General features: G+C 64.5%; 20 protein-coding genes and 1 riboswitch. Of the genes, 9 read left to right on the top strand and 11 right to left on the bottom strand.

Annotated elements, in window-relative coordinates; all coding sequences use genetic code 11:
- Positions 1–14: 14 nt before the first annotated feature.
- Positions 15–1760, bottom strand: a complete 1746-nt coding sequence (locus tag CFR76_RS12790) for an oleate hydratase (protein WP_110557387.1) — start codon at positions 1758–1760, stop codon at positions 15–17.
- Between the two features lie 233 nt (positions 1761–1993).
- Here CFR76_RS12790 and CFR76_RS12795 point away from each other — a divergent pair, with 233 nt between their 5' ends.
- Both CFR76_RS12795 and CFR76_RS12800 read left to right on the top strand, forming a co-directional pair.
- On the top strand, positions 1994–3418 hold the full coding sequence (locus CFR76_RS12795) for a DUF2252 domain-containing protein (RefSeq protein WP_110557388.1): 1425 nt from the start codon (positions 1994–1996) through the stop codon (positions 3416–3418).
- Between the two features lie 58 nt (positions 3419–3476).
- Entirely contained in the window at positions 3477–3830 is a 354-nt protein-coding gene (locus tag CFR76_RS12800) for a hypothetical protein (RefSeq protein ID WP_146222678.1), read from the top strand.
- Positions 3831–3874: 44 nt separating this feature from the next.
- On the opposite strand, the gene CFR76_RS12805 is transcribed toward CFR76_RS12800, so the two are convergent.
- On the bottom strand, positions 3875–4072 hold the full coding sequence (locus tag CFR76_RS12805) for a hypothetical protein (protein ID WP_110557390.1): 198 nt from the start codon (positions 4070–4072) through the stop codon (positions 3875–3877).
- 145 nt (positions 4073–4217) lie between these two features.
- Positions 4218–5195: a ribonucleotide-diphosphate reductase subunit beta gene (locus CFR76_RS12810; RefSeq protein ID WP_110557391.1), complete on the bottom strand. Its 978-nt coding sequence runs from the start codon at positions 5193–5195 to the stop codon at positions 4218–4220.
- A 559-nt stretch (positions 5196–5754) separates the two neighbouring features.
- Here CFR76_RS12810 and CFR76_RS12815 point away from each other — a divergent pair.
- Complete coding sequence (locus CFR76_RS12815) at positions 5755–6651, top strand: fructose bisphosphate aldolase (protein WP_110557392.1); 897 nt, start codon at positions 5755–5757, stop codon at positions 6649–6651.
- Between the two features lie 265 nt (positions 6652–6916).
- Here the strand turns inward: CFR76_RS12815 and CFR76_RS12820 are convergent, their stop codons facing one another.
- Complete coding sequence (locus tag CFR76_RS12820; protein WP_110557393.1) at positions 6917–7843, bottom strand: AMP-binding protein; 927 nt, start codon at positions 7841–7843, stop codon at positions 6917–6919.
- A gap of 265 nt (positions 7844–8108) precedes the next feature.
- Here CFR76_RS12820 and CFR76_RS12825 point away from each other — a divergent pair, with 265 nt between their 5' ends.
- Both CFR76_RS12825 and CFR76_RS12830 read left to right on the top strand, forming a co-directional pair.
- On the top strand, positions 8109–9545 hold the full coding sequence (locus CFR76_RS12825; RefSeq protein WP_110557394.1) for a helix-turn-helix domain-containing protein: 1437 nt from the start codon (positions 8109–8111) through the stop codon (positions 9543–9545).
- A 36-nt stretch (positions 9546–9581) separates the two neighbouring features.
- Positions 9582–9806 (top strand): hypothetical protein, encoded by a 225-nt coding sequence (locus tag CFR76_RS12830; protein WP_146222679.1) that lies wholly within the window; start codon positions 9582–9584, stop codon positions 9804–9806.
- Between the two features lie 307 nt (positions 9807–10113).
- On the opposite strand, the gene CFR76_RS12835 is transcribed toward CFR76_RS12830, so the two are convergent.
- Positions 10114–10539, bottom strand: coding sequence for a hypothetical protein (locus CFR76_RS12835; RefSeq protein ID WP_244191939.1), 426 nt, complete (start codon positions 10537–10539; stop codon positions 10114–10116).
- A 204-nt stretch (positions 10540–10743) separates the two neighbouring features.
- Positions 10744–10961, top strand: a riboswitch (cobalamin riboswitch).
- Positions 10962–11079: 118 nt separating this feature from the next.
- Between CFR76_RS12835 and CFR76_RS12840 the strand changes: the two genes are divergently transcribed.
- Genes CFR76_RS12840 through CFR76_RS12855 form a run of 4 tightly spaced genes read left to right on the top strand, consistent with a single transcriptional unit; the run spans position 11080 to position 15776 of the window.
- The gene (locus CFR76_RS12840; protein ID WP_110557396.1) at positions 11080–13179 is read left to right on the top strand and encodes a TonB-dependent receptor plug domain-containing protein; all 2100 of its coding nucleotides are present in this window, start codon (positions 11080–11082) and stop codon (positions 13177–13179) included.
- Positions 13180–13192: 13 nt separating this feature from the next.
- Positions 13193–14017: an ABC transporter substrate-binding protein gene (locus CFR76_RS12845; protein ID WP_110557415.1), complete on the top strand. Its 825-nt coding sequence runs from the start codon at positions 13193–13195 to the stop codon at positions 14015–14017.
- Positions 14014–15021: a FecCD family ABC transporter permease gene (locus CFR76_RS12850; RefSeq protein ID WP_208623999.1), complete on the top strand. Its 1008-nt coding sequence runs from the start codon at positions 14014–14016 to the stop codon at positions 15019–15021. The genes CFR76_RS12845 and CFR76_RS12850 overlap by 4 nt, the downstream gene beginning before the upstream one ends.
- Positions 15018–15776 carry an ABC transporter ATP-binding protein gene (locus CFR76_RS12855; protein ID WP_110557397.1) on the top strand — a complete coding sequence of 253 codons (759 nt, stop codon included), beginning with the start codon at positions 15018–15020 and terminating at the stop codon, positions 15774–15776. The genes CFR76_RS12850 and CFR76_RS12855 overlap by 4 nt, the downstream gene beginning before the upstream one ends.
- A gap of 312 nt (positions 15777–16088) precedes the next feature.
- Here the strand turns inward: CFR76_RS12855 and CFR76_RS12860 are convergent, their stop codons facing one another.
- From CFR76_RS12860 to pxpB, 6 genes are all read right to left on the bottom strand, one after another.
- Positions 16089–17291 (bottom strand): pyridoxal phosphate-dependent aminotransferase, encoded by a 1203-nt coding sequence (locus CFR76_RS12860; RefSeq protein ID WP_110557398.1) that lies wholly within the window; start codon positions 17289–17291, stop codon positions 16089–16091.
- Between the two features lie 134 nt (positions 17292–17425).
- A complete protein-coding gene (locus tag CFR76_RS12865) occupies positions 17426–18688 on the bottom strand; it encodes an MFS transporter (RefSeq protein WP_110557399.1) in 1263 nt (420 codons plus the stop codon).
- A 66-nt stretch (positions 18689–18754) separates the two neighbouring features.
- The gene (locus tag CFR76_RS12870; RefSeq protein WP_110557400.1) at positions 18755–19678 is read right to left on the bottom strand and encodes a DMT family transporter; all 924 of its coding nucleotides are present in this window, start codon (positions 19676–19678) and stop codon (positions 18755–18757) included.
- Positions 19679–19849: 171 nt separating this feature from the next.
- On the bottom strand, positions 19850–20617 hold the full coding sequence (locus CFR76_RS12875; protein ID WP_110557401.1) for a LamB/YcsF family protein: 768 nt from the start codon (positions 20615–20617) through the stop codon (positions 19850–19852).
- Complete coding sequence (locus tag CFR76_RS12880; RefSeq protein ID WP_110557402.1) at positions 20614–21624, bottom strand: 5-oxoprolinase subunit C family protein; 1011 nt, start codon at positions 21622–21624, stop codon at positions 20614–20616. The genes CFR76_RS12875 and CFR76_RS12880 overlap by 4 nt, the downstream gene beginning before the upstream one ends.
- Entirely contained in the window at positions 21621–22301 is a 681-nt protein-coding gene (gene pxpB, locus CFR76_RS12885) for a 5-oxoprolinase subunit PxpB (protein WP_110557403.1), read from the bottom strand. The genes CFR76_RS12880 and pxpB overlap by 4 nt, the downstream gene beginning before the upstream one ends.
- Positions 22302–22306: the final 5 nt, after the last annotated feature.

The following is a 22306-nucleotide window of genomic DNA, read 5'->3' on the forward strand; positions in this document are numbered from 1 at the left end:
GCGCCCGGCGGGGGTCAGATCAGGCCGTAGCGTTCCAGCAGGGTGTCCACCTCCGTCCCGTCCGTCAGGTGCCGGATCAGGGTCGAGGCCGGAATCTTTTTCCCGTCGCGCAGTTCCGCCGCCGCCTGCACCAGCATGCGCACGTCATAGATGCTGCCGAACACTTCGGGCACGGCGCGGTTGATATCCAGCAGCGTATAGACCGCCTCCATCGCGGTGCGAACGGAATATTCCGTCGTGAACACCGTATCGCGCGGGGTTTCGGCAAACTGGCCAAGGAAGGCGAGGTTGACGCTGCCATCGGGCACGACCTTCGGCCGGTCGCCCACGGCGCGTGGCATGAACTGCGCGGTGATGAAGGGCATCATGCACGGGTGGGTGATGGCGCCGGTGGCCGCCATGTCGTCAATCTCCGCCTCGGGCACGCCCATGTGGAACAGCCATTCGCGGGTGATTTCCTCGCCCGTGCAGTCCTGCATGGGTTTTTTCACGTAATTGCCCGGCACGTCGCTGAACAGGCCATACAGCCATGCCACCATCTGGCCCTTCGGCTGGCCCTTGAAATGCGGCTGGCGGCTGACGACCCAGCTCATGAGCCACGCGGAATCCGCGATCGTGACCGGTCCCCCCGTCACGGTCCGGCCGGAGAAGGGATCACGCCCCGTCACCTTGTGCACAAGGGCCGGGATGCGGGCGTCGCGCGTGGTGACGGTGGCGGATTCCCAGCGCGATTTCGTGGTGTCGCCACAGAACACGTCGGGCTGGCCGAAAGCGGGGTCCTGTGCCGCGATGTTGCGCCATAGCTGCCAGATATTGCCCTGCGCGATCGTGGCGTCTATCGGCGCGGGGGTGTGGTGGTCGCCCCAGCGGGAATTTTCCACCATGGAGCCGTTGGTGACGAACACCAGATCCTCCGCGCTGACCGCGATACCCTCCGCCGCGCCGTTTTCCAGCCAGTCGATATGGGTCGCCACCTTTTTCACGCCCGACGTATCGACGCGCACATTGGTCACCCGCACGCCGTGGCGGAACACCACGCCCTGGCCCGCCAGCCACGTGGCCAGTGGCAGGCTGAGGGATTCCTGCTGGTTGAAGCGGGTGAATTTCAGCGTATGCAGGTCCTTCAGCCCCAGGATCTGGTGCACGAAGCGGGCAAGGTAGCGCTTCATCTCGATCGCGCTGTGCCATGTCTCGAACGCGAACATGGAGCGCCAGAACAGCCAGAAATTCGATTTCATGAAATCGGCGGACAGGACATCGCCAATCGTCCTGCCATCCAGCTTTTCCTCATCCGTCAGGATCAGGGAAATGATTTCCCGCCGCGCCTTGCCGGTCAGCTTCAGGCTGTTGCGGTCGGGCAGGGGCTGCCCGCGCCCGCACATGGCCCGGACCGGGCTGGAGGACGGATCGACGCGGTTGAGGCGATAGAACTCGTCCAGCACCGACGCACCGGGTATTTCCAGCGAGGGGATGGAGCGGTACAGGTCCCACAGGCACTGGAACTGTTCCTCCATTTCGCGGCCGCCACGGATCAGCCAGCCGGTTTCGGCGTTGCCCGCGCCATCCAGCGCGCCGCCATCGGCGTCGGAGGCTTCAAGGATGGTGATCCGTGACGGTGTCATCCCCGCGTCGCGGATCAGGAAGGCGGCGGCGGCCATGCCGCCCAGCCCGCCCCCGACAATCCATGCCGAGCGGGCGTCGATCCCGGCCGGTCTTTCGGGGCGTACGAAGGCTTCGAAGTTGCTGTGCGCATATCTCATGGGATTCCCGCCTCTTCCTGGGGCTGTCTTGTGGGGCTGCCAGTGACCCGGCCGATCGGGCCGGATTCAAAGACCTGCCGCATATAGCAGGCTTCTTTGTGACCGGCGTCGTTGATGTGCGTCAATTCGGCATGCCGGGCAGGGATGCATGAACCACCCCCACGTCCGCCGGCCCGGCGGACGTGGGGGACGGGCGACATGACACAATACGTCAGGAATGGTAGCATCGGCGCATGGATCAGGAACACGCGGCCCTTCGGACCATGCAGTGGGGCCATCGCAGCCTTGACCGCGCGGAACGCCATAGACAGGGCGTTGCCCTGCGCAGGAAGACAATGCGCGCCCACCACGCGCAGTGGCATGCGCCTAGGGGCCGGCCCGATCCGGTCGGGCTGCTGGCGCGGCAGGGGGAAAGCCGGATACCGGACCTGCTGCCGGTGCGTTACGGGCGGATGATGGCGTCCCCGTTCGCGTTCCTGCGCGGGGCGGCGGTGGTCATGGCGTCCGACCTTGCGCATACGCCCGCGGCGGGGCCACGCGTGCAGGCATGCGGGGACTGCCACCTGGCCAATTTCGGCAGCTATGCCTCACCCGAGGGGACCCCGGTTTTCGACATCAACGATTTTGACGAGACGCTGCCCGCCCCGTTCGAATGGGACATCAAGCGCCTTGGCGCGTCGCTGGTGCTGGCCGGGCGGGAAGGCGGCCTGCCAGAACACAGGGCGCGTGAGCTGGCGGTGTCCATGGCGCAGAGCTACGCCATGGAAATGAAGCACCTTGCCGTGCTGTCCCCGCTGGAGGTCTGGGGCAATCCCATCGACCTGTCCGCCGCCATCGCCGCGTTTTCCGACCGGCATGCGCGCAGGCGGGCCGAAACCCTGCTGCGCGCGCGGATGGAAAGCGCGCGCTGCCATTACGGCCTGATAGACGAGGAAGGCGGCACGCCGTCGCTGCGCGCGCATCCGCCGCTGGTCATGCGGCTGCCCGCGCATGAAGATACGATCCGCCATGCCTTTGCCCGCTACGTGGCGACACAGCCGGCCGAGCTGGCGGTGCTGCTGGACCGTTACGTGCTGCGCGACGTGATTTTCAAGGTGGTCGGCATTGGCAGTGTCGGCACCTTCTGCGCCATAGGGCTGTTCGCCACGCCGGATGGGGCAACGCTGCTGCTGCAGATCAAGGAAGCCCAGCAATCGGTGCTTGCCCCGTTTGCCGGGGCGTCGCCGTTCCATAACCAGGGCCAGCGCGTGGTGGTGGGGCAACGCATCATGCAGGCGGAAACGGACATATTCCTGGGCTGCACGCATACCCGGCCCCAGTCCGGGACCGGCCCCGCGACACCGGACCTGTCCGGGGCGGGGCGGCAGTTTTACGTCCGCCGCCTGAAAGACGCGCGGCTGGCCGCCATCGGGGCGGATATCGCGCCTGAAGGGCTGGCCGATTACGCCAGGCTGTATGGCAGGACGCTGGCCCGCGCGCATGCACGTTCGGGGGATGGCGCCTTCATCAGCGGCTATCTGGGCAAGGGGCGCGTGTTTTCCGACGCCATAGGCTGTTTTTCAACCCGTTACGCGGACCAGACAAAGGTGGACTGGAAAATGTTCACGAAGGCGATCAGGGCCGGGACAATCCCGGTTTCCCATGATGGCAATCCTTGATAACCGTTCCTGAACGATAAACCGGGCACGTCAAAACAGCTATGACAGGGATGACAATATGAAGGCAATTCATCTTCTTTGCAGGCTGGAGGGTGGTCGCCCCCGAAATGTCAATAAGGACAAAGCTACCGGGATGGTACATTCAGGTAACTGGGACTTTATGCCTGAAGAAGCCGAAGAACTGGTGGGAGGCTGGATTTATCTGCATGAAAAAAAGGCGGAACCGTCCTATTATGGGGAACAGGTTACTGGTTGGTACAAGGCGCAGGATGATACGGTTGCCCGCACTAATCGGATCAAATTTATTTTCAAACCCGTAATCGAAGGCAAAAACGTCAAATGGCGCGGCCAGTCTCACGTGATGGCATGGACGGGCGGCGTTGTAAAAGCTGATTGTCCGCATGAGAAATAGGGGTATTCAGCCGATACTCTGTTACGGGCCAGATGGCGCGCACCTCACCATCCCATATTGCCCGGGCCGCTCCATCCACCGCCCAGGCTTCCCCATCCGCCCTGCGGGCCGCCATTCCCGTTGTCATAGGCCGCGCGTGCATTGCGGTCCATGCGTGGGTCGCGGTCCGCGCAGCCCGCCAACGCGGCGACAAGGGCAAGGGCCGCCAGCAGGGCAGGCAGCGGAATCATGGTGGGTTTCATGCGGCCTCCGTCATCAGCATGTGCCGTGGGCGCCCTTGCGGGGCCACGTAATGGGCCGTTACGCCGCGCCGGGCGCCGCTGGTCAGGCCAGCGCGCGCCCGGCGGGTCCGTGGCCTGTTGACTGCCCGGCCCGCGCGCAATGCCTTCAGGCGAATGCCTCGTCCCAGGTCCCCAGTGTCGCACCACGGCTATACTCCGTCGCCCGGTTTTCAAAGAAATTGGCGTGTTCGACCGCGTTCATCATCTCGTCAATCCATGGCAGGGGATTGCTGGGCACGTCATAGATCGGGTCCAGTTCCAGGCCGATCAGGCGACGGTTGGCGATGAAGCGGATATACTGCTTGACCTCGGCCGCCGTCAGGCCCTTGACCGGCCCCATGCGGAAGGCGAGGTCGATGAAGCGGTCCTCGTTGGTCACGATTTCACGACAGGCCAGATGGATGGCGTCCGCCACGGCGGGCTTGTCGATCTGGTGGCCGAATTCCTGCATGTAGGTCTTGAACAGGCGGGTGATGGATTCCACGTGCAAACTCTCGTCACGCACGGACCACGTCACGACCTGCCCCATGCCCTTCATCAGGTTATGACGGGGGAAGTTGAGCAGCATGGCAAACGACGCGAAAAGCTGAAGCCCTTCGGTAAAGCCCGCGAACACGGCCATGGACAGGGCGGTGTTGTAATGGTCGTCCATGTTGAAGCGCTTGAGGAATTCGTGCTTCGCGGCCATTTCCTCGTATTCAAGGAAGGCGGCGTACTCGGTCTCCGGCATGCCGATGGTGTCAAGCAGGTGGCTGTAGGCGGCCTGGTGGATGGATTCCATGTTGGTGAACGCCGACAGCATCATGCGCACTTCGGTCGGCTTGAAGCGGGGCATATACAGGTCGATATAGGCGTTCTCGACTTCCGTATCCTGCTGGGTGAACAGGCGGAAGATCTGGGTCACCAGATATTTTTCCGTCCCGGACAGGTTGTTGTTCCAGTCCTTCACGTCGTCGCCAAGGGGGATTTCCTCGGGCAGCCAGTGCAAAGACTGCTGGGTTTTCCATGCCTCGAACGCCCACGGATAGCGGAAGGGCTTATAGACCGGACTGGGGGAGAGGAGGTTGGGTGTGTCTGTGCTCATGATGCCTCCCCTATAACGCAAAATCACGATGGCACTATCCCCGATTTGGCGTCACATGGCCAGCGCCCCGATCCCCGGGGGGCCGGGGATCACGCTGTGGCGTCGGCACGGGCCTGATATGGCCGGGAAAGGCCGCCAGAGCCGTATGATTCCGGGGCGCGACATGAACGCACCACCGGAACCGGATTGAAGCAGCAGCCTGCGCGACCGGCGATAACGGCCCCGGCCATGCTCCCCCGCCCGCGACAGCCCAGGGTCAGTGCCATCCGCCGCATGGCCTGATGTATGTCATTGCAGCGCGTGGCGGCCACCTGCATATCAGGCTGAATGGTTTTTCATACGATGCAGGAGGATGCTGTAGGCGACCGGACCCATAATATCCCGCCCGCCAGTCGCATGCGGGGGCACGGGCACAGGTGCCTGCCGGTTCCGTGTTTTTTGTATTTACGGCTATTCCCCTGTATTTTAACTTATTAATCAATGCATACCCGTGGCGTTACCCAGAATGCCCGATCGTCGCCTTGGCGGTATATGAATACTGAACACAGGACAGATAACCATGCCGATTGACCAGATGCGTAAGAACATGTCGGAAAACGCGGGCTTCATCGCGGCCCTGGACCAGAGCGGGGGGTCGACACCGGGTGCGCTGCGGCATTATGGCATACCCGACAGCGCCTACAGCACCGATGCCCAGATGTTCGCCCTGATGCATGAAATGCGGGTCAGGGTCATTACCGCCCCGGCCTTTACGGGCAAGAGCATCCTGGCGGCCATCCTGTTCGAGCAGACCATGAACGGGCTGGTCAGGGACACGCCTGTTCCGACCTATCTGTGGAAGGAAAAGGGCGTCGTCCCCTTCCTGAAGGTGGACAAGGGGCTGGAGGCCGAAGCGGGCGGCGTGCAGATGATGAAGCCCATCCCCAACCTTGAACCCCTGCTGGACCAGGCGATTGCGAAGGGCGTTTACGGCACGAAGGCGCGTTCGGTCATCCGCCTGGCCGAGCGCGACGGCGTCGCCGCGATCGTGAAGCAGCAGTTCACCCTTGCCGAACAGATTGCGGCCCGTGGCCTCGTGCCCATCATGGAACCCGAAGTCCTGATCAAAAGCCCGGACAAGGCCGGGGCGGAAGCCCTGCTGCATGATGAACTGCACCGTGGGCTGGATGCGCTGCCCGGTGACTATCAGGTGATGATCAAGGTCTCGATTCCTGAAAAGGCCGACCTTTACCTCGACCTGATCAAACATCCGCGCGTGCAGCGGGTTGTGGCGCTGTCCGGTGGCTACCCGCGTGATGAAGCGTGCCAGCGGCTGGCGAAGAACCATGGCATGATCGCCAGCTTCTCGCGCGCGCTGCTTGAAGACCTGCGCTATACCATGACGGATGCGGAATTTGACGCAGCCCTTGCGAAATCGATCGCGCAGATCTTCCAGGCATCGACCCAGAAGGTCTGATGACCCCGCGCCCCGCCCGCGCCAACGCGGGTGGGGGGCGCGACACATGGCAGGCGGCCTGCGGTCACACGGAAGCCGTTTTGCATCTGGCCCGCCGTCGCGCACGGACCACAGGAAGGTGCCCGGCGCGCTTTTTCCACAAAGCTTCAGGATGCGTCGCCTTTTTGGGAAAAGGCGACGCCCGGGCGCCCTGATATTTTCCACCAGATGGCCGGATTTGGAACAAGCCTGCCGTCACGATGGGGTTTCTGCCCGGACGCGACCTTCAGTGGCCTGTTGCCGCATCCGCGCGGGCATGGCCATTGAGCGTAACGGTGTCCCCTTTTGCCAGCATCCCCACGATCAGGGCGGTCTGGCCCGTGTTCCACGCCATTTCCAGAAGCGTGCCGGGAATGCCCGCATCCCCCGATGGCGACAGCATGCCCATCGTGTAGGATGTCAGGCGGCCATACGCACCGGAAGTGTATGTCACGCCGTGGCCCCGGCCCGTCCTGCCCGCGGGATAGAGCAGGAATAGCGGGTCGTCGTCATACATGGCCTCCGGCGGGTAGTCCGGTTCGTACCAGTCCACGACGGCGTCATGGCGATGGTCGCGTCCCGGCCTCATCATGATATCGGCGTCGTCTGCCGCCACGACCAGCACCAGCCTGACCCGGCTGCGGGACCCGGCCGCGTCCAGCGCCGCATCCAGCGTGGCCTTCAGTGGCGCACGGTCGGTATCGCGTATGGTTTCACCGCCGGTCAGCACGGCCACCGCGCCGCAATCAGCCAGCCGTTCAGCCAGTTGTGTCGCGCCAAGTGCCGGGGGCAGCACGACATGCACCGCGCCGATGCGCATGCATGCCAGCACGGCAACCACGCCTTCCACCATCAGGGGCAGGTGGATTACGACCCTGTCGCCGCGCTGCACCCCCTGGTCCGTCAGGGCGTTGGCAAGGCGGCAGACCCGTTCATGCAGGTCACGCCAGGATACGGGCCGCGCGTCGGCCGCCGGCCCGGACAGGGCGGGCCTGTCCGCATGGTCGCCCAGGTGGCGGTCCACGCACAGGGCGGAAATGTTCAGCATGCGCTGCCCATGCGCGGGCTGCGCCAGAACGCCATGGAACGCCGCATGGTCCGTCATGCGCGGGAAAACCTGCCCCATGGCGGGGGCTGACAGAATGGAAACATCATCATACATCATGCGCGTCATGGTCGTGTTCCTTGTCGTTCGGTTAAAGCACGAAGCGCCATGGGGGTGTGGCACCCGGCCAGTGGCGGCGTTGCACATGAATCCGGCCGGGGCGTCGGGTGCCTGAAACGGCAGTTATTATGTTTATTCTTGCCCGACCCTGGCGTTCGTCTTTACGGCTCTTGTTTTTGTTGATCCGGACTTTGACAAATCCCGGTTGCGGACGGAAGATGTTTTGCCGTTTAAAAGAGCGAATACACCGAAGCGGATTGCAAAGACTGCAAATATGAAAAAAGCCGCCACCAAGACCTTCACCGGCTCGCGCATCCGCCACCAGCGCAACCATGTCGGCATGACGCAGAGCGCGCTGGCCCGGCGGCTGGGCATATCCGCCAGTTACCTGAACCAGATCGAGCATGACGCCCGCCCCCTGCCGCTGGCGCTGCTTGACCGGCTGTGTGAAATTTTCTCCGTTGGCGTGGATTATTTCAGCGATACCGAGGAAACACGCGGCATACAGGCATTGCGTGAGATACTGGCCGACCCGGTATTCGATACCGACGCCGTAAGGCTGGACAGCATCCAGGCCGCCATGCGCGTCGCACCCGATCTGTGCGCGCAGTTCATCCGGCTCTATCGCGCCTACCTGCTGCGGCATGAACAGGCCGCTACCCCCCTGGTCGGCCCGCTCCCGCCGCGACACGACGGCGCGCCCGACCGGGTGGAACCCTACGAGGCCGTCAATGACTGGGTGCAGGCCCAGCGCAACTATTTTGACGAGGTGGACCGCACGGCCGAGCGCCAGGCCGAACGGATGCGGCTGGATGAAGGCAACCCCGGTGAACAACTGGCCCGCTACCTTCTGGACCAGCACGGCATCCGTACCGAAATCGACCTGGCGCTGGGGCAGCGGGGCCTGATGTGGCATATGGACCGGCGGCGGCGCACCCTGTTCCTGTCGCGCATCGTCCCGTCGGAAAGCAGCACGTTCTGGATGGCGCAGGCGCTGGGGCAGATCGAGCACCAGGGCGTGTTCGCGCGCACCATCCGCCGTTCGCGCCTGCGTGAAAGCGAGGCGCGGGGACTGGCGCGCGTCTACCTGACCAATTACTTCGCCGGCGCGCTGCTGCTGCCCTATGAACGGTTCCGGGCGACCGCCCGTGACGTGCGCCATGACCTTGAACTGCTGCAACGCCATTTCGGGGTCAGTTTCGAACAGGCCTGCCAGCGGCTGAGCACCATGCAGCGGCCCGGAAGCGAGGGGGTTCCCTTCTACTTTCTCAAGACGGATATCGCGGGCAATATCCTCAAGAGTTTCAGCGCGAACCGTTTTGCCCAGTCCCGTTTCGGTGGTCCGTGCCCGTTATGGAATATTTTCCGCGCCTTCAGCACGCCCCAGCAGGTGCAGGTCCAGCTATCGCAGACGACCGATGGCGCGCTTTACCTCAACATAGCGCGAACCGTCGGGCGCAACAGCATATCCTACCTTGATCGCCCGCGCCTTACGGCCGTGGTGCTGGGCTGTTCGATCGCGGATGCCCCGCACCTGGTCTATTCCGCCGGGCTGGACCTGAATGACCCGCGCATGATCATTCCCATCGGGCCGGGCTGCCGTGCCTGCACACGTGAAAACTGCCATCACCGCGCATTGCCGATGGTCGGGCACCGTGTCGATATTGATAATGAAGGGCGCGGCATCGCCCCCTATCGCACGGCATTGTAGGGTTGCCCCTGCCGTATCGCGCAAACCCGTTGCGCGATGGGTCGGTATTCCCCATCGGGGCGCATGGCGCCGCATGCGATCCCGCTTCATGGCCGTGAAAACAGGCGGGTTTTTGCCCATTGCATGGGGCGTGGGGTGGTGGGGGATGAACCCGCCGCCACTACGGTAGTGCGTCCGCGCAATGGCGGCCCTGATGCGGACGCTGAAGAAAGGGTCGCGGCCCTGCCAGGTGACGCCGTCCGGGCGACCGGGCAGGTCTGAGACGGATATTTCCAGACCGGAAGACCGTCCGGTTAGGAAAGACTTCCCATAATCCCGCCATGTATAGGCATGGCGAATGCAGGAAATCATGGTATGGTTTAAAAAGTGTTACAATGCCTCTCATCCATGTTTCAGAATATACGTCGCCTTGCCGAACATTTCCCGGAATAGTCCCGGGCCGTAAATCCTGGTGATTTTTGGGCAGGATGTGCCTGATGCTTTTTGTTACATCATTCGACCTTACATTTTTAATCATATGACACGATGTATGAGGGGTCGAATTAAAGGATACCATATTATGAAGCGTTCAATTCTTTTCGCACTGGCGCTTGGCGCCTCCCTCCCGCTGGCGGCGCATGCCCAGTCCAATGACTGGAGCCAGGGCGGCGAGCAGGGCGAACATGGTGGCCGTGGTGGCCATCACGGTGGTCGCCATGGCGGCGAAGGCGATCGTGGCGGCCAGGGCCAGGGTGGTGATTTCCAGGGCGGTGACCGCAACGGTGGCGATCGCGGTGATCGTGGCGGTGAAGGCCGCGGTGATCGCGGTGGCGAAGGCCGTGGCGACCGGAACGGTGGTTCCGGCGAGCGTGGCGGCTGGGGCGAACATGGCAACCGCAGCGGCGACAGCCAGAACGGCGGCTGGGGCGATCACGGCGGCGGTCGCGGTGGCGATCGCAACGGTGGCGGCTGGAACCAGAACAACAACTCCAATTCCAACTGATCCCTGTCCCACGACGGAAGGCCCGGCTTGTCGCCGGGCCTTTTTTTGTTGTGGCCGGTTTTGTTGTGGCCGGGCGTATTGCTGCCCTCTGTCAGGCGCGCCTGCCATGCGGCGCACGCGGGCGGCATGGGCGCATGGATATGGACAGGCCGGATAATCGCAACCGGGGCATGGGACCGGAAGGCCGTGTCCCGGCTTGACAGGACGGCGCCGCGCGATCAGAACCATGCCGACGGTTTCCCCTGCGGGGGAATTAAAAGGGAACGGGGTGCGGATCGCGATCCAAGGCCCCGGCTGTCCCCGCAACTGTAAGCGGTATGTCCCTGCATTACCGGATGTGATGGTCCGGGCCACTGGAAACTGCGGTTTTCCGGGAAGGTCGTGCGGGATGCCACGCCGTGAGCCAGGAGACCTGCCGCCATGATGGTTGCGACCGGGACCTGTCGGGCGGGGTGTCCTGACGGTGTGGCGTTACGGGTGTCCCTGTGGATCGGACATCGGGGGCGGCACGCTCTCGTGGCAACGATGATGTGACCGCGAGACCTGAATTCCATGCCGTTTTCCCGTAACCTGCTGATTGCTTCCACCATATTGATGACAATGGGGGCAACGGTGGCGCGCGCTGATGCCCCCGCCGGGCGGAATGCCGCGCAAAAGCCGCCTGCCAGCCCGCATGCCGCCAGCGACCGCAAACCCAAGGCGGTTGTTTCACCGCCTGGTACGGGCCTGCCCGAACTGATCAGCGTCAGTGCCGCCCGCCGGCCCACGGCGGCCGATGATATCGGCACCAGCATGACCATCATCACCGAAAAACAGATCCAGACCCAGCAGCGGCGCAGCCTGACCGATATCCTTGCGCGCCAGCCGGGCCTGAACGTGGTGCAGACGGGTGGGCCGGGCGGCACGTCGTCCATTTTCATGCGGGGCAACAACGCCAGCGAGGTCAAGGTCCGCCTTGACGGCATGGACATAAACGACGGCAGTTCCACCAGCGGCCTGTTTGACGCAGGCGCGTTCGTGACCGACGGCATGGGCCGGATCGAGATCCTGCGCGGCCCGCAAAGCGGCCTGTACGGCGCGGACGCCATGGCCGGTGTCATCGACATCACCACCGCGCAGGGGCAGGGGCGCTTCAGGCCCTTTGTCCGGGTCGAAGGCGGCGGCTACGGCACGTTCAACCAGACATTCGGCGCGCGCGGCGGCAAAGGGCGTTTTCATTACAACGTGGAATTTTCCCATTACCGCATGGACGGGTTCCATAATATCCCGTCCTATATCGAACGCTATTACGGCGCGAACCCGCAGCAGCGCCATGAAGGCAACCGCGATGACAACCGTGGCGTCAATATCCGGCTGGGTTATGATGTCACCCGCAATCTTGACCTCGGGCTTACGGCGTGGCTGATACAGGACAACAACCATTCCTATTCGGTGTATGACCTGCAAAGCGAAAACCTGTACGGGGACAGGGGCGTGCGCGAACAGACCACCCGGAACGAGGCCATCGTGCGGGGCACGGCGCACCTGATGTCCTTCCACGGGGTGTTCGATCAGGTGCTGGGCCTTGGTTACATGACCAACCGCAACCGCTGGACGGAAACGGGCACGGCTTACGGCAGCCCGGTCAATCCCGACCCCGACTATTACCGCTCCAGCCGGCTGAAGGTGGACTGGCACGGCACGTTCAGCTTGCGGCAGTATGGACAGCTTCTGGTCGGGGCCGAACATTTCCACGATACGTTCAATACTAGCCATACGGCGTCCAGCATGTGGGACAGCGGATACGATACCTCCGCCAGCATGGATACGACCGCGGGCTACGGGCAGTACCAGGGCAACTGGCGCCATATCCTGTATGGCGCGGCCAATATCCGTTACGACGCCAATTCGCGTTATGGCAACCACGTGACATGGCGCGTGGCGCCCGCGATCCATGTGCCGGGCACGGGTACCATCATCAAGGCCAGCGCCGGTTCGGGCTTCCATGGCCCATCGCTGTACCAGTTGTTTGCAAGCCAGGTGGGCACGGGGTATTCCGAAAAGGGCAACCCGGACCTGAAGGCCGAGCAACTGATCGGCTATGACGCGGGCGTGGAGCAGAAACTGCTGCATGACCACCTGAATTTCGGCGCGACATGGTATGACAGCAGGGTGCGGAACCTGATCCAGTCCACGCTTTCGATTGATTCGTCATATGACTACAACTACTCCTACGCCAATGTGGCCAAGGCGCGGATGTATGGCGTGGAGGCCTTCGTGAACTGGAAGGCGCTGCGCAGCCTGGAATTCAACCTCAGCTACACCTGGACCCATGCGCGCGACGCGGCGGACCACAGCGAACTGCAACAGCGCCCCCAGCACAAATTCAATTTCAACACGACATGGACCCCCATCCGCGACCTGACCTTTTCGGGCAATATCCTGTACACCAGCGGCTGGCGCGACCTGCCGGTCATCGGTAGCGAGACATGCAGCACCTGCGCCAGGGGCCATGGGTATTTCACCATCGACGTGGCCGCGAATTACAGGATCAACCGCTATGTGTCCGTCTATGCCCGCGCGGACAACCTGCTGGACCGCCAGTTCGAGGAACCGATCGGCTACCTGCAACCCGGTCGTGCCGGGTATGGCGGCTTCATGCTGAATGACTGACATGAAGCGGGTGATGGCGGGCATTGTCGCGGGCTTCCTTGCCTGTGTCCCCGTGGCGCGGGCGCAGCCTTTGCCGCGCGTGGTGTCGCTGAATGTCTGCACCGACCAGCTATTGCTGCTGCTGGCCGGACCGGGGCAGATCGCGGGCATCACGCCGCTTGCGCGCGACTGCTGGAACGCCGTGCTATGTGAACAGGCGCGGCATGTGCCGGTCCTGCGCCCCACGGCGGAAAATGTCGTGGCATTCCATCCTGATGTCGTGCTGGGCGAAAGCTATACGGCGGCTGTCGCCATCCAGGCGGCGCGGGAACGGGGCGCGCGGGTCATCGTCCTGCCACCGGCACAGGCGCTGGCCGACATTCCCGGCCAGATCATGATGGTCGCGAACGCCATTGGCGCGGGCGCGCGGGGGCGCGCGCTGGCCGCGGATTTCACCCGCCGCCTTGCATCCCTTTCAACCGATCCCGGCCCCGGCGGCCCGACGGCGGCGATCTATGCCGCCAATGGCTTCATCACCCGCGCGGGGTCGCTGCCCGATGATGTCCTGGCCCATGCGGGCCTGCGCAATTACGCGACCGTGATGGAACGGCAGGGAACGCCCCGCCTGTCCATGGAAGTCCTGGTCGCGCACCCGCCCGACCTGCTGGTGCTGGACCGTTCGGGGCAGGGCACGTCCCTTGCCCAGTCCATGCCGGACCATCCGGCGCTGAAACGGGCCTTTGCCGGGCCGCGCCATCTGGACCTGCCCGCGCGGCTGTGGCTGTGTGGCCTGCCACAGACATTGGACAGCGTCGCCATGCTGCGTGCCGCCCGCAATGGACTGGAGAACGTCCGGTGAAGCCAGCCCCGTATGCCGCCCTGCTGAATATCGTGCTTCTGGCCGGGGTCGTGGGCCTGTCCTGCGCGTCGCTGATGTGGGGGGAAACCCGCGTCATGTTCACGCATGCGCTGGCGGACCTGCTGGCGGGGCGGGATAGCGCGGGCGCGATCATTGTGGGGCAGCTACGCCTGCCGCGCACGCTGCTTGCCATCATGGTGGGCGGGACGCTGGGCCTGTCGGGCGCGGTGTTGCAGGGATACCTGCGCAACCCGCTGGCCGATCCCGGTATCCTGGGGGTATCAGGCGGGGCGGCGCTGGGGGCGGTCAGCGTGTTCTATACCGGCCTCATGCAGGTATCCATCCTGGCCCTGCCGTTGGGCGGGCTTGCGGGCGCGCTGGGCGCGGCCGCCGTGCTGGTGGGGCTGGTGGGGGGCGGCGGCGCGCTGGTGCTGCTGCTGGCGGGGGCGGCGCTCAGCAGCCTGGCCGCAGCCCTGACGGCGCTGGTGCTGAACCTTGTGCCCAGCCCGTATGCGTCGTTCGAGATCATGCACTGGCTCATGGGGTCCCTGACGGACCGGACCTTTACCCATGTCTGGATCTGCCTGCCCGGTGTGGTGTGCGGCGGGCTGCTCATGCTCTCGGCGGGGCGCGCGCTGGATGCGCTGGCATTGGGCGAGGACGTGGCGCAAAGCCTTGGTTTCCGCCTGCATGGGATACGGAGCGTGCAGACACGGATCGTGCTGGGGACGGCGCTGGCCGTGGGGTCGTGCGTCGCGGTTTCGGGCGCGATCGGTTTCGTGGGGCTGGTGGTGCCGCACCTGTTGCGGCCGCTTGCGGGGTACCAGCCGTCAAGGCTGCTCGTGCCTGCCTTTCTGGGGGGGAGCGTGCTGCTGCTGGGGGCGGACATGGTGGTGCGCGCGGTCGCGACCGGGACCGAACTGCAACTGGGCGTACTGACGGCGCTGGTGGGCGCGCCGTTTTTCCTTGCCCGCGTCATCGTGCTGAAACGAGGCGTGTCATGACCCTGTTGCGGGCCTGTGGGGTTTCGCTCCGGCGCGGGGACCGGGCTGTGGTCTCAAACGCATCCCTTACACTGGCGCGGGGGCGGGTGATTGGCCTGATCGGGCCGAACGGGGCGGGGAAAAGCACGTTCATGCGCCTGCTGGCCGGATTGCAGCCCCCTGATTGCGGGCATGTCGCGCTGCTGGGCCACGACATGGGCCGGATCAGCCCAGCATTGCGCGCCCGGCAGCTTGCCTTCGTGCCACAGCAGGGCGAACCGCCGCCGCCCATGCCGGTGCGCGCGCTGGTGGCGCTGGGGCGGCTGCCGCACGGGCAGGTGAATGGCCATGCCGCCCGGCACCCGGCAGTGGCGCGCGCCCTTGCGGCCACCGGCCTGCAGGACCTGTGCGCGCGCGCGGCCACGGACCTGTCCGGCGGGGAGCGCGCGCGCATGAACGTGGCCCGTGCGCTTGCGACCGATACGCCGGTCATGCTTGCCGATGAGCCGATCGCGGCGCTGGACCCGGCGCATGCTTTGTCCATGATGCAGCTTTTCCGCCAGCAGGCGGGTCAGGGCAGGGGGATTGTCGTCGTGCTGCATGACCTGGTGCTGGCGACCCGGTTCTGTGATGAACTGGTGCTGATGGATGGGGGGGCGACCATCCGCCATGGCCCGGCGGCACAGGTGCTGGATGATGATGTCATGCGCACGGTTTACGGGGTTACGGCCCGGCGGGTGGGCGATGCCGTCGTGCCATGGGCACTGTGCCGCTGATGGCGCATGGTTTCCAGCGGCCATTACCCGCGGGCGCGATCATGTGCGCCCTTGCCTTATTCCCGCGCAACGCAACCCTGTGACCATAAAAAAGCCGGGGCGCCATTCCGGTGCCCCGGCCTTTTTTTTCTGGATATGGTTCCAGCCTTAACAGACTGTCTGCAAAGGCAGTTCATGATAATGCTTTAAAATCAAGGGAAGTGTTTGGGTGAAGCTATTGGCAGGAAGCTGTGAAAGAACGCCGCCTTTTTGAAAAAAGGCGGCACCCAGAAACTTTTATTTTTTATCCATGCGTTGTTTTCAGACAGTCTTTTACTTCAGGCCATCCACAAAGGCCGCGATGCGGCGGCAGCCTTCGCGCAGGGTCGCCGTATCGGTGGCGTAGGAAATGCGGAAGAACGGACTCATGCCATAGGCCGCACCCTGCACGGACGCCACCTGCTGTTCTTCCAGCAGTCCCATGACGAAATCGGCGTCGGTCGCGATCAGGCGGCCCCCGGCCGAGGTCCTGCCCATGCATCTGCTGATATCGGGATAGACATAGAACGCCCCCTGCGGCGTATGGCACTGCACGCCGGGAATGGCGTTGAGCAGGCTGACCACAAGGTCACGCCGCGCCTGGTATTCCGCCGCGCGGTCCTTCAGGAAATCCTGCGGGCCATCCAGCGCGGCCACGGCTGCGGCCTGCGCCAGCGTGTTGATGCCGCTGGTGGACTGGCCCTGCATGTTGTTCATGGCCGCGATCAGCGCGCGCGGGCCGCCACAGTAGCCGACACGCCAGCCGGTCATGGCATAGGCCTTGGACACGCCATTGACGGTCAGGACACGGTCCTTAAGCCGGGGTTCGACCTCGGCGATCGTGCAGAAGGTGAAGCCGTCATAGATCAGGTGTTCATAGATGTCGTCGGTCATGATCCAGACCTGCGGGTGCTTCAGCAGGACGGCGGCGATGGCTTCCATGTCGGCGCGCGGGCAGCATGCGCCGGTGGGGTTGCCGGGAAAGTTCAGGACCAGCCACTTGGTCCTTGGCGTAATCGCGGCCTCGAGTGCCGCGGCCGACAGGCGGAAGCCCCCTTCGGCCGGGCAGGGCACGGACACGATGGACGCCCCGGCCAGGCGGGCGATATCGGCATAGCTGATCCAGCTTGGCGTGGGCAGAACCACCTCGTCACCGGGGTTGATGGTGGCCATCATGGCGTCATAGATGATCTGCTTGGCGCCGTTGGCCACCAGGATTTCATCCAGCGCGTAATCAAGGTGGTTTTCGCGCTGGAACTTGCCCTGCACCGCTTTTTTCAGCGCGGGCTTGCCATCCTGCGGCGGGTATTTGGTGTCACCCGCGCGGGCTGCGGCGATCGCGGCGTCCACGACATGCGCGGGGGTGGGGAAATCGGGTTCGCCCGATGACAGGCTGATGATCTTCACCCCTTCCGCCTTCAGCACCGATGCCTTGTCGGTCATCGCGGCGGAAGCCGAAATCCCAATTCCATTCAGTCGATCCGCAAACCCAGGCATCAGACGTTTTCTCCACTTTCACCCATGCGACAGGACACATGCTCACGCCGCATCGTAAATCGTTTCGGCGCGGCTTCGATACCGATGAAAATGATCTGGCCCCATACAACAATACTATGAAGGCCCGATGGCCCTTATCCCGCCCGCCCATCCATGCGGATCGGGTTGCGCACCATGGCCAGTGACAGCCCGGCGGCAATGACCAGGGCCGCGGCGCACATGTACCACGCCATGTCGAAACTGCCGGTCCACGCCACGATATACCCGGTCAGGATGGGCGACAGCAGCCCCAGCGCGTTGCTGCATGTCAGCGTAACCCCCGTGACCGCCCCCATTTTCCGGCCATCGTCCACCATGTCGGTCAGCAGCGCGGTATTGGCGCCATTGGCCGCCATGAGGCAGGCCAGCGCCCCCGACAGCACCAGCACGATGGGCATCATGGTATGGAACTGCGGCAGCAGCCCGATCGTGGCGGCGCCGATCAGGCAGGTGGCCACAATGAAGCGCCGCGCAGGCGGGTGGATGCCGTTGCGGAAGGTGAAATGTTCCAGCACGCGGCCGATAATGACCGCGCCAATGGCCGCGACCAGGTAGCACAGGGCCGTGCTGTTGCCGGTGCCGGTGGTGTTGATGTGCAGTTCATGGATCAGGTACAGCGGCATCCACGACATGACCAGGAAGTTCAGGTAATTCTGCGTGCACTGCACCACCAGTATGCCCAGAAAGGACGATGAGCGGAACAGGTTCCTGATTTCGCGCACCGTAATGGGCCTGCGCGGGGCGGCGTCGGCCTTCAGCACCGGGTTGCGGTACACCAGCCACCACACCAGCGCCCATATGATGCCCACCGCGCCCAGCGCCACGAATTCGCACCGCCACCCGAAAAAGGTGATCAGGTACGCCCCCGCGATCGTACCGCCCGCAAGCCCGAGCTGCATGCCCGTCAGCAGCACGGTCATGACCGACCCGCGTTCGCGCGGCTGCGCCCAGTTGCGCACCACGGTGGCCCCCACGCCGAAGGTCGGCGCCTCGCCCACGCCCAGCAGCACGCGCGTCAGCAGGAACTGCGTGATGTTCTGCGCCATGCCGCCCAGCAGCATGGCGAACGACCACACGCCAACGGCAAGGCTGCCGATGGCGCGCGCGCCCACCATGTCGAGCACGATGGTCGAGGGCAGGTTGAGCAGGAAATACGACCACAGGAAACTGGATGAAACCCAGCCCATCTGCACCGGCGTCAGGGAAAACTCCCTGCCCATTGACGGCAGGGCGATGGACAGCGCGGCGCGGTCGCCATAGCTTATGGCGTACATCAGGAAGACAAGGAAGAAGAACACGTAGCGGGCCGGAATGGCGCGCCCGTTTCGTGCGTTGGTGGTCGTATCACCTGTTGTCACGCTACAGGACTCCTGGTGTGCCGTGGAATGACGGTGGGGTGGGGGACGCCATGCGCGGGCCGTGCCTCATGGCGGGGTGCCGGTGGCCGCGTCCATCGTGCCTTCCGCCACGGCCTTGCGCCTTGCGGGGCGGTCATGGCGCAGCATCCACACACCAGACCCGATGATCAGCAGCCCGCCCATCACCATGGCCACGCCGGGTATCTCGCCAAAGCCGAACCACCCGATCAGCGCCGCCCACAGCAGCCCGGAATAGGCAAAGGGGCCAATGGCGGAGACCTGCGCCGAGGCAAAGGCCTCGGTCTGCAGGACCTGCGCGATCCCGGCGAAGGCGCCGACGGCGACAAGGCACGCGGCCTCGGTCACGCCGGGCGTGGTCCAGATGAAGGGCAGGGGAAGCGCTGTCATGAGCGTCATGAGGATGGCCTGCCACAGCGCGATGGTGGTGCTGGCTTCCGTGGCCGAAAGCTGGCGGATCTGCATGGTGGTCAGCGCGCCCACCGCGCCCTGCGCCAGGGCCACGAAATAGGCCCAGCCCGGCACCGCGCTGCCCGCGCCATGCAGCAGTCCCTTGCCAAGGGCCACCACGACCACGCCCGAAAACCCGAGGCACACGGCAATCCAGCGCTGCGCCGACGGCCGTTCATGCAGCAGCGGGATGGACAGCAGCACAAGGAACAGCGGCTGCGTGTAGGACAGCACCTGCTGTTCGGCCAGCGGCAGGCGGGTGACGGTCATCACCACCATGATCATGCTGATCAGGCCTACGACCGACCGCAGGACATGCCCGCCAAAATGGCTGGTTTTCAGGACAATGCCCGTGCGTGATGCGATCAGCAGCACGAAGGGCAGGGAAAACAGGTTGCGGAAGAAAATGATTTCCAGCGCGGGCAGTGTCGATCCGGTCAGTTTCTGCAGGGCATTGAGGGCCGCGGTAAAGAATGTTGCCGATGCCAGAAGAAGGGCGCCACGTTTCAGGTCATGCTTCATTGTGTCCGTACCTCAACCGCACGACATGGACGGGTGCGCGCTTCATGAAGGATCTGCCCGGCCGGTCATCCCCGCCTGTTTTCACGTTACGGCATCGTAACGCATGGGGCGCATCCCGCGTTATAGGAGTTGGTTGCCGCGCAATAAGAAATTCTTATGGGTGGCGCGCGCTCAGTCCCCAAGCTGGCAGGCGGGCGTCAGCACGCCGCCGCTGGCCTCGATTTCCGCGCGGATGGCGCGTGCCAGTTCCAGTGACCCCGGCGTGTCGCTGTGCACCAGTATGGACCGCGCCTTGACCGGCAGGCGCGCGCCGTCGATGGTGGTGACCGACCCGTCATGCAGGAACTGCCTCACGCGCGCGCGCACCCCCGCCAGGTCATGGATGACCGCCCCCGGCTGCCCGCGCGGCACCAGCGTGCCCGCCGTGGTATAGGCCCGGTCCGCCAGGAACAGTGTCTGCGCCCGCAGCCCGGCCTTTTCCGCCGCGCGCTCGGTCGCCTGGCCGGGCATGCAGAATACGCTCAGGTTGCGGTCCATCGCCGCGATCGCGCGCGTCAGGCGCAGGGCGAGGGCCTCGTCGGCGTTGGCCATGTTGCCGAATGCCGCGTGATAGCTGACATGGGTGACACGGTGGCCATGGCGGGCGGCGATGCCCTGCAACGCGCCGATCTGGTAACACATCATGGATTCCATGTCCGCGTCCGACACGGCCATGCTGCGCCGCCCGAAGCCCATGAGGTCCGGCAGGCCGGGATGGGCGCCAATGCCCACGCCCCTTTCCTTCGCCAGCTTTACCGTGCGGTCCATGATGGCGTAGTCACCGGCATGGAACCCGCAGGCGATATTGGCCGAGGACACGGTTTCCATCAGCCCGTCATCATCGGCGATGCGCCAGCGGCCGAAGCCTTCGCCCATGTCGGAATTGAGGTCGATCTTCATGCCTTGTCTCCAGACTTGATGCCGGCGCGGCAGCGCGCGGATGCACGGTAACGGGCGACCATCATGCGCAGGTCGTCCAGATAGGCATCGACCGGCCGCATGGCGGCGACCCCTTCGGCAAAGCTGCATTCATGAAAGCGGATGCGCGTGCCGATGCGCGCCTGCGCCAGCCGCCACAGGTCGGCCTCGATCACGGTGGCGATGCGCGGGTAGCCGCCAACGGTGTTGGCGTCGGCCAGCTGCACGATCGGCTCGCCCGCCGGTGGCACCTGCACGATGCCGGCGATGACACCGTAGGACCGCAGCTCAACCCGGTGGCGCAGTTCCAGCGGCGCGCCCGACAGGCGGTAGCCCACGCGGTTGCTCTGCGGCGTGATGCGCCACGCGGCGTCCCACAGCCGCCGCCGGGATTCAGGGGTGAACAGTTCATAATCGGTCGCCGGCATCGCGCGCAGATGGATGACCTTCGCATCATCTCCACAGGCTACGGCATCGAGCACCCGCGCGGGGGGCAGGGCACCGTAACCCGCAACGTCCAGCGTGGTCCCCGTGGTCTTCAGCGTGTCACCCGCTTCCAGCGGGCGGCCGTCCAGCCCGCCAAAGCCGCCACGGAGCTGCGTGCTGCGCGATCCCAGCACCACGGGCACCTCGATCCCGCCCGCGATGCAGATATAGCCGCGCGCGCCGGTCCTGGGCGCGCCCACGCGCAGCACCTGTCCCGCCGCCACGGTTTCGACCATCCATGGCAGGATGGCGCGGCCGTCGATTTCGATGTCGGCGTCAATGCCTGTCACCACAAGGCTGGCCGGAGCGTCAAGGCGCAGCACGAAGGGGTAGGTCTGCAGTTCGATACAGGCATCGTCAATCTTGTTGCCCAGCAGGATATTGCCCACCCGCAGCGCAAGGGCGTCCATCACGCCCGACGTGCCCACGCCAAGGTTGCGGTAACCGGGGCGGCCCAGGTCCTGCACCGTGTTCAGGGCGGATGTTTCAAGGATGGTCATCACGGCGCGATGCTTTCGGGATAAAAGCGGATGCGGTCGCCAATGGCGAACAGGGCGGGCGGCTGCTTGCGGGGATCAAACAGGGTAATGTCGGTGTAGCCGATGGAATTCCACCCGTTCGGCCCGGTCAGCGCGGAAATGCCCGCCTGCATGCCGCCAATGGTCACGGTCCCGGCCGGCATGTTCAGCGACGGCACGGTCTTGCGCGGGGTGGCGATGCGCGGGTCCAGCCCGTGCAGGTAGCCAAAGCCCGGCGCGCTGCCTATGGCGCAGACAGTGTATTCACTGCCATGGTGGATGGCGATGACCTCCTCGGGCGGCAGGCCCGCATGGGCGGCGACAGCGGCCAGGTCGCCGCCCAGTTCGCCGCCATAGCGCACGCCGATTTCAAACAGGCGACCTTCGATATGCCGTTCGGGCAGGGTGTCCCATGCATGGCGCAGCCAGTCTGCCACGTCATGCGGGCTTTCGGGCGGGACGGCAAAGATCAGCATGAGGTTGGTCACGCCGGGAATGAGTTCGCACACATCGGGCCGCGCCTGCGCCGCATCCATCAGCGACCAGATCCGGCGCTGGTGGGCCATGGTGAAGTCACCCGGCGCCTCGAACAGCATGGCGCGGGTGCCGATCATGCTGATGGTGGGTGCTGCACGGGTATCGCGCGCCACGTCGTTCTTCATATCCG

Source organism: Komagataeibacter swingsii (genome assembly GCF_003207895.1).
GTDB lineage: Bacteria > Pseudomonadota > Alphaproteobacteria > Acetobacterales > Acetobacteraceae > Komagataeibacter > Komagataeibacter swingsii.

What these genes read in the sequence shown, in the direction of transcription:
- CFR76_RS12790 (WP_110557387.1), bottom strand. Translation starts at nt 1,760, where the DNA reads ATGAGATATGCGCACAGCAACTTCGAAGCCTTCGTACGCCCCGAAAGA.
- CFR76_RS12795 (WP_110557388.1), top strand. Translation starts at nt 1,994, where the DNA reads ATGGATCAGGAACACGCGGCCCTTCGGACCATGCAGTGGGGCCATCGC.
- CFR76_RS12800 (WP_146222678.1), top strand. Translation starts at nt 3,477, where the DNA reads ATGAAGGCAATTCATCTTCTTTGCAGGCTGGAGGGTGGTCGCCCCCGA.
- CFR76_RS12805 (WP_110557390.1), bottom strand. Translation starts at nt 4,072, where the DNA reads ATGAAACCCACCATGATTCCGCTGCCTGCCCTGCTGGCGGCCCTTGCC.
- CFR76_RS12810 (WP_110557391.1), bottom strand. Translation starts at nt 5,195, where the DNA reads ATGAGCACAGACACACCCAACCTCCTCTCCCCCAGTCCGGTCTATAAG.
- CFR76_RS12815 (WP_110557392.1), top strand. Translation starts at nt 5,755, where the DNA reads ATGCCGATTGACCAGATGCGTAAGAACATGTCGGAAAACGCGGGCTTC.
- CFR76_RS12820 (WP_110557393.1), bottom strand. Translation starts at nt 7,843, where the DNA reads ATGACGCGCATGATGTATGATGATGTTTCCATTCTGTCAGCCCCCGCC.
- CFR76_RS12825 (WP_110557394.1), top strand. Translation starts at nt 8,109, where the DNA reads ATGAAAAAAGCCGCCACCAAGACCTTCACCGGCTCGCGCATCCGCCAC.
- CFR76_RS12830 (WP_146222679.1), top strand. Translation starts at nt 9,582, where the DNA reads ATGGGTCGGTATTCCCCATCGGGGCGCATGGCGCCGCATGCGATCCCG.
- CFR76_RS12840 (WP_110557396.1), top strand. Translation starts at nt 11,080, where the DNA reads ATGCCGTTTTCCCGTAACCTGCTGATTGCTTCCACCATATTGATGACA.
- CFR76_RS12845 (WP_110557415.1), top strand. Translation starts at nt 13,193, where the DNA reads ATGGCGGGCATTGTCGCGGGCTTCCTTGCCTGTGTCCCCGTGGCGCGG.
- CFR76_RS12855 (WP_110557397.1), top strand. Translation starts at nt 15,018, where the DNA reads ATGACCCTGTTGCGGGCCTGTGGGGTTTCGCTCCGGCGCGGGGACCGG.
- CFR76_RS12860 (WP_110557398.1), bottom strand. Translation starts at nt 17,291, where the DNA reads ATGCCTGGGTTTGCGGATCGACTGAATGGAATTGGGATTTCGGCTTCC.
- CFR76_RS12870 (WP_110557400.1), bottom strand. Translation starts at nt 19,678, where the DNA reads ATGAAGCATGACCTGAAACGTGGCGCCCTTCTTCTGGCATCGGCAACA.
- CFR76_RS12875 (WP_110557401.1), bottom strand. Translation starts at nt 20,617, where the DNA reads ATGAAGATCGACCTCAATTCCGACATGGGCGAAGGCTTCGGCCGCTGG.
- pxpB (WP_110557403.1), bottom strand. Translation starts at nt 22,301, where the DNA reads ATGAAGAACGACGTGGCGCGCGATACCCGTGCAGCACCCACCATCAGC.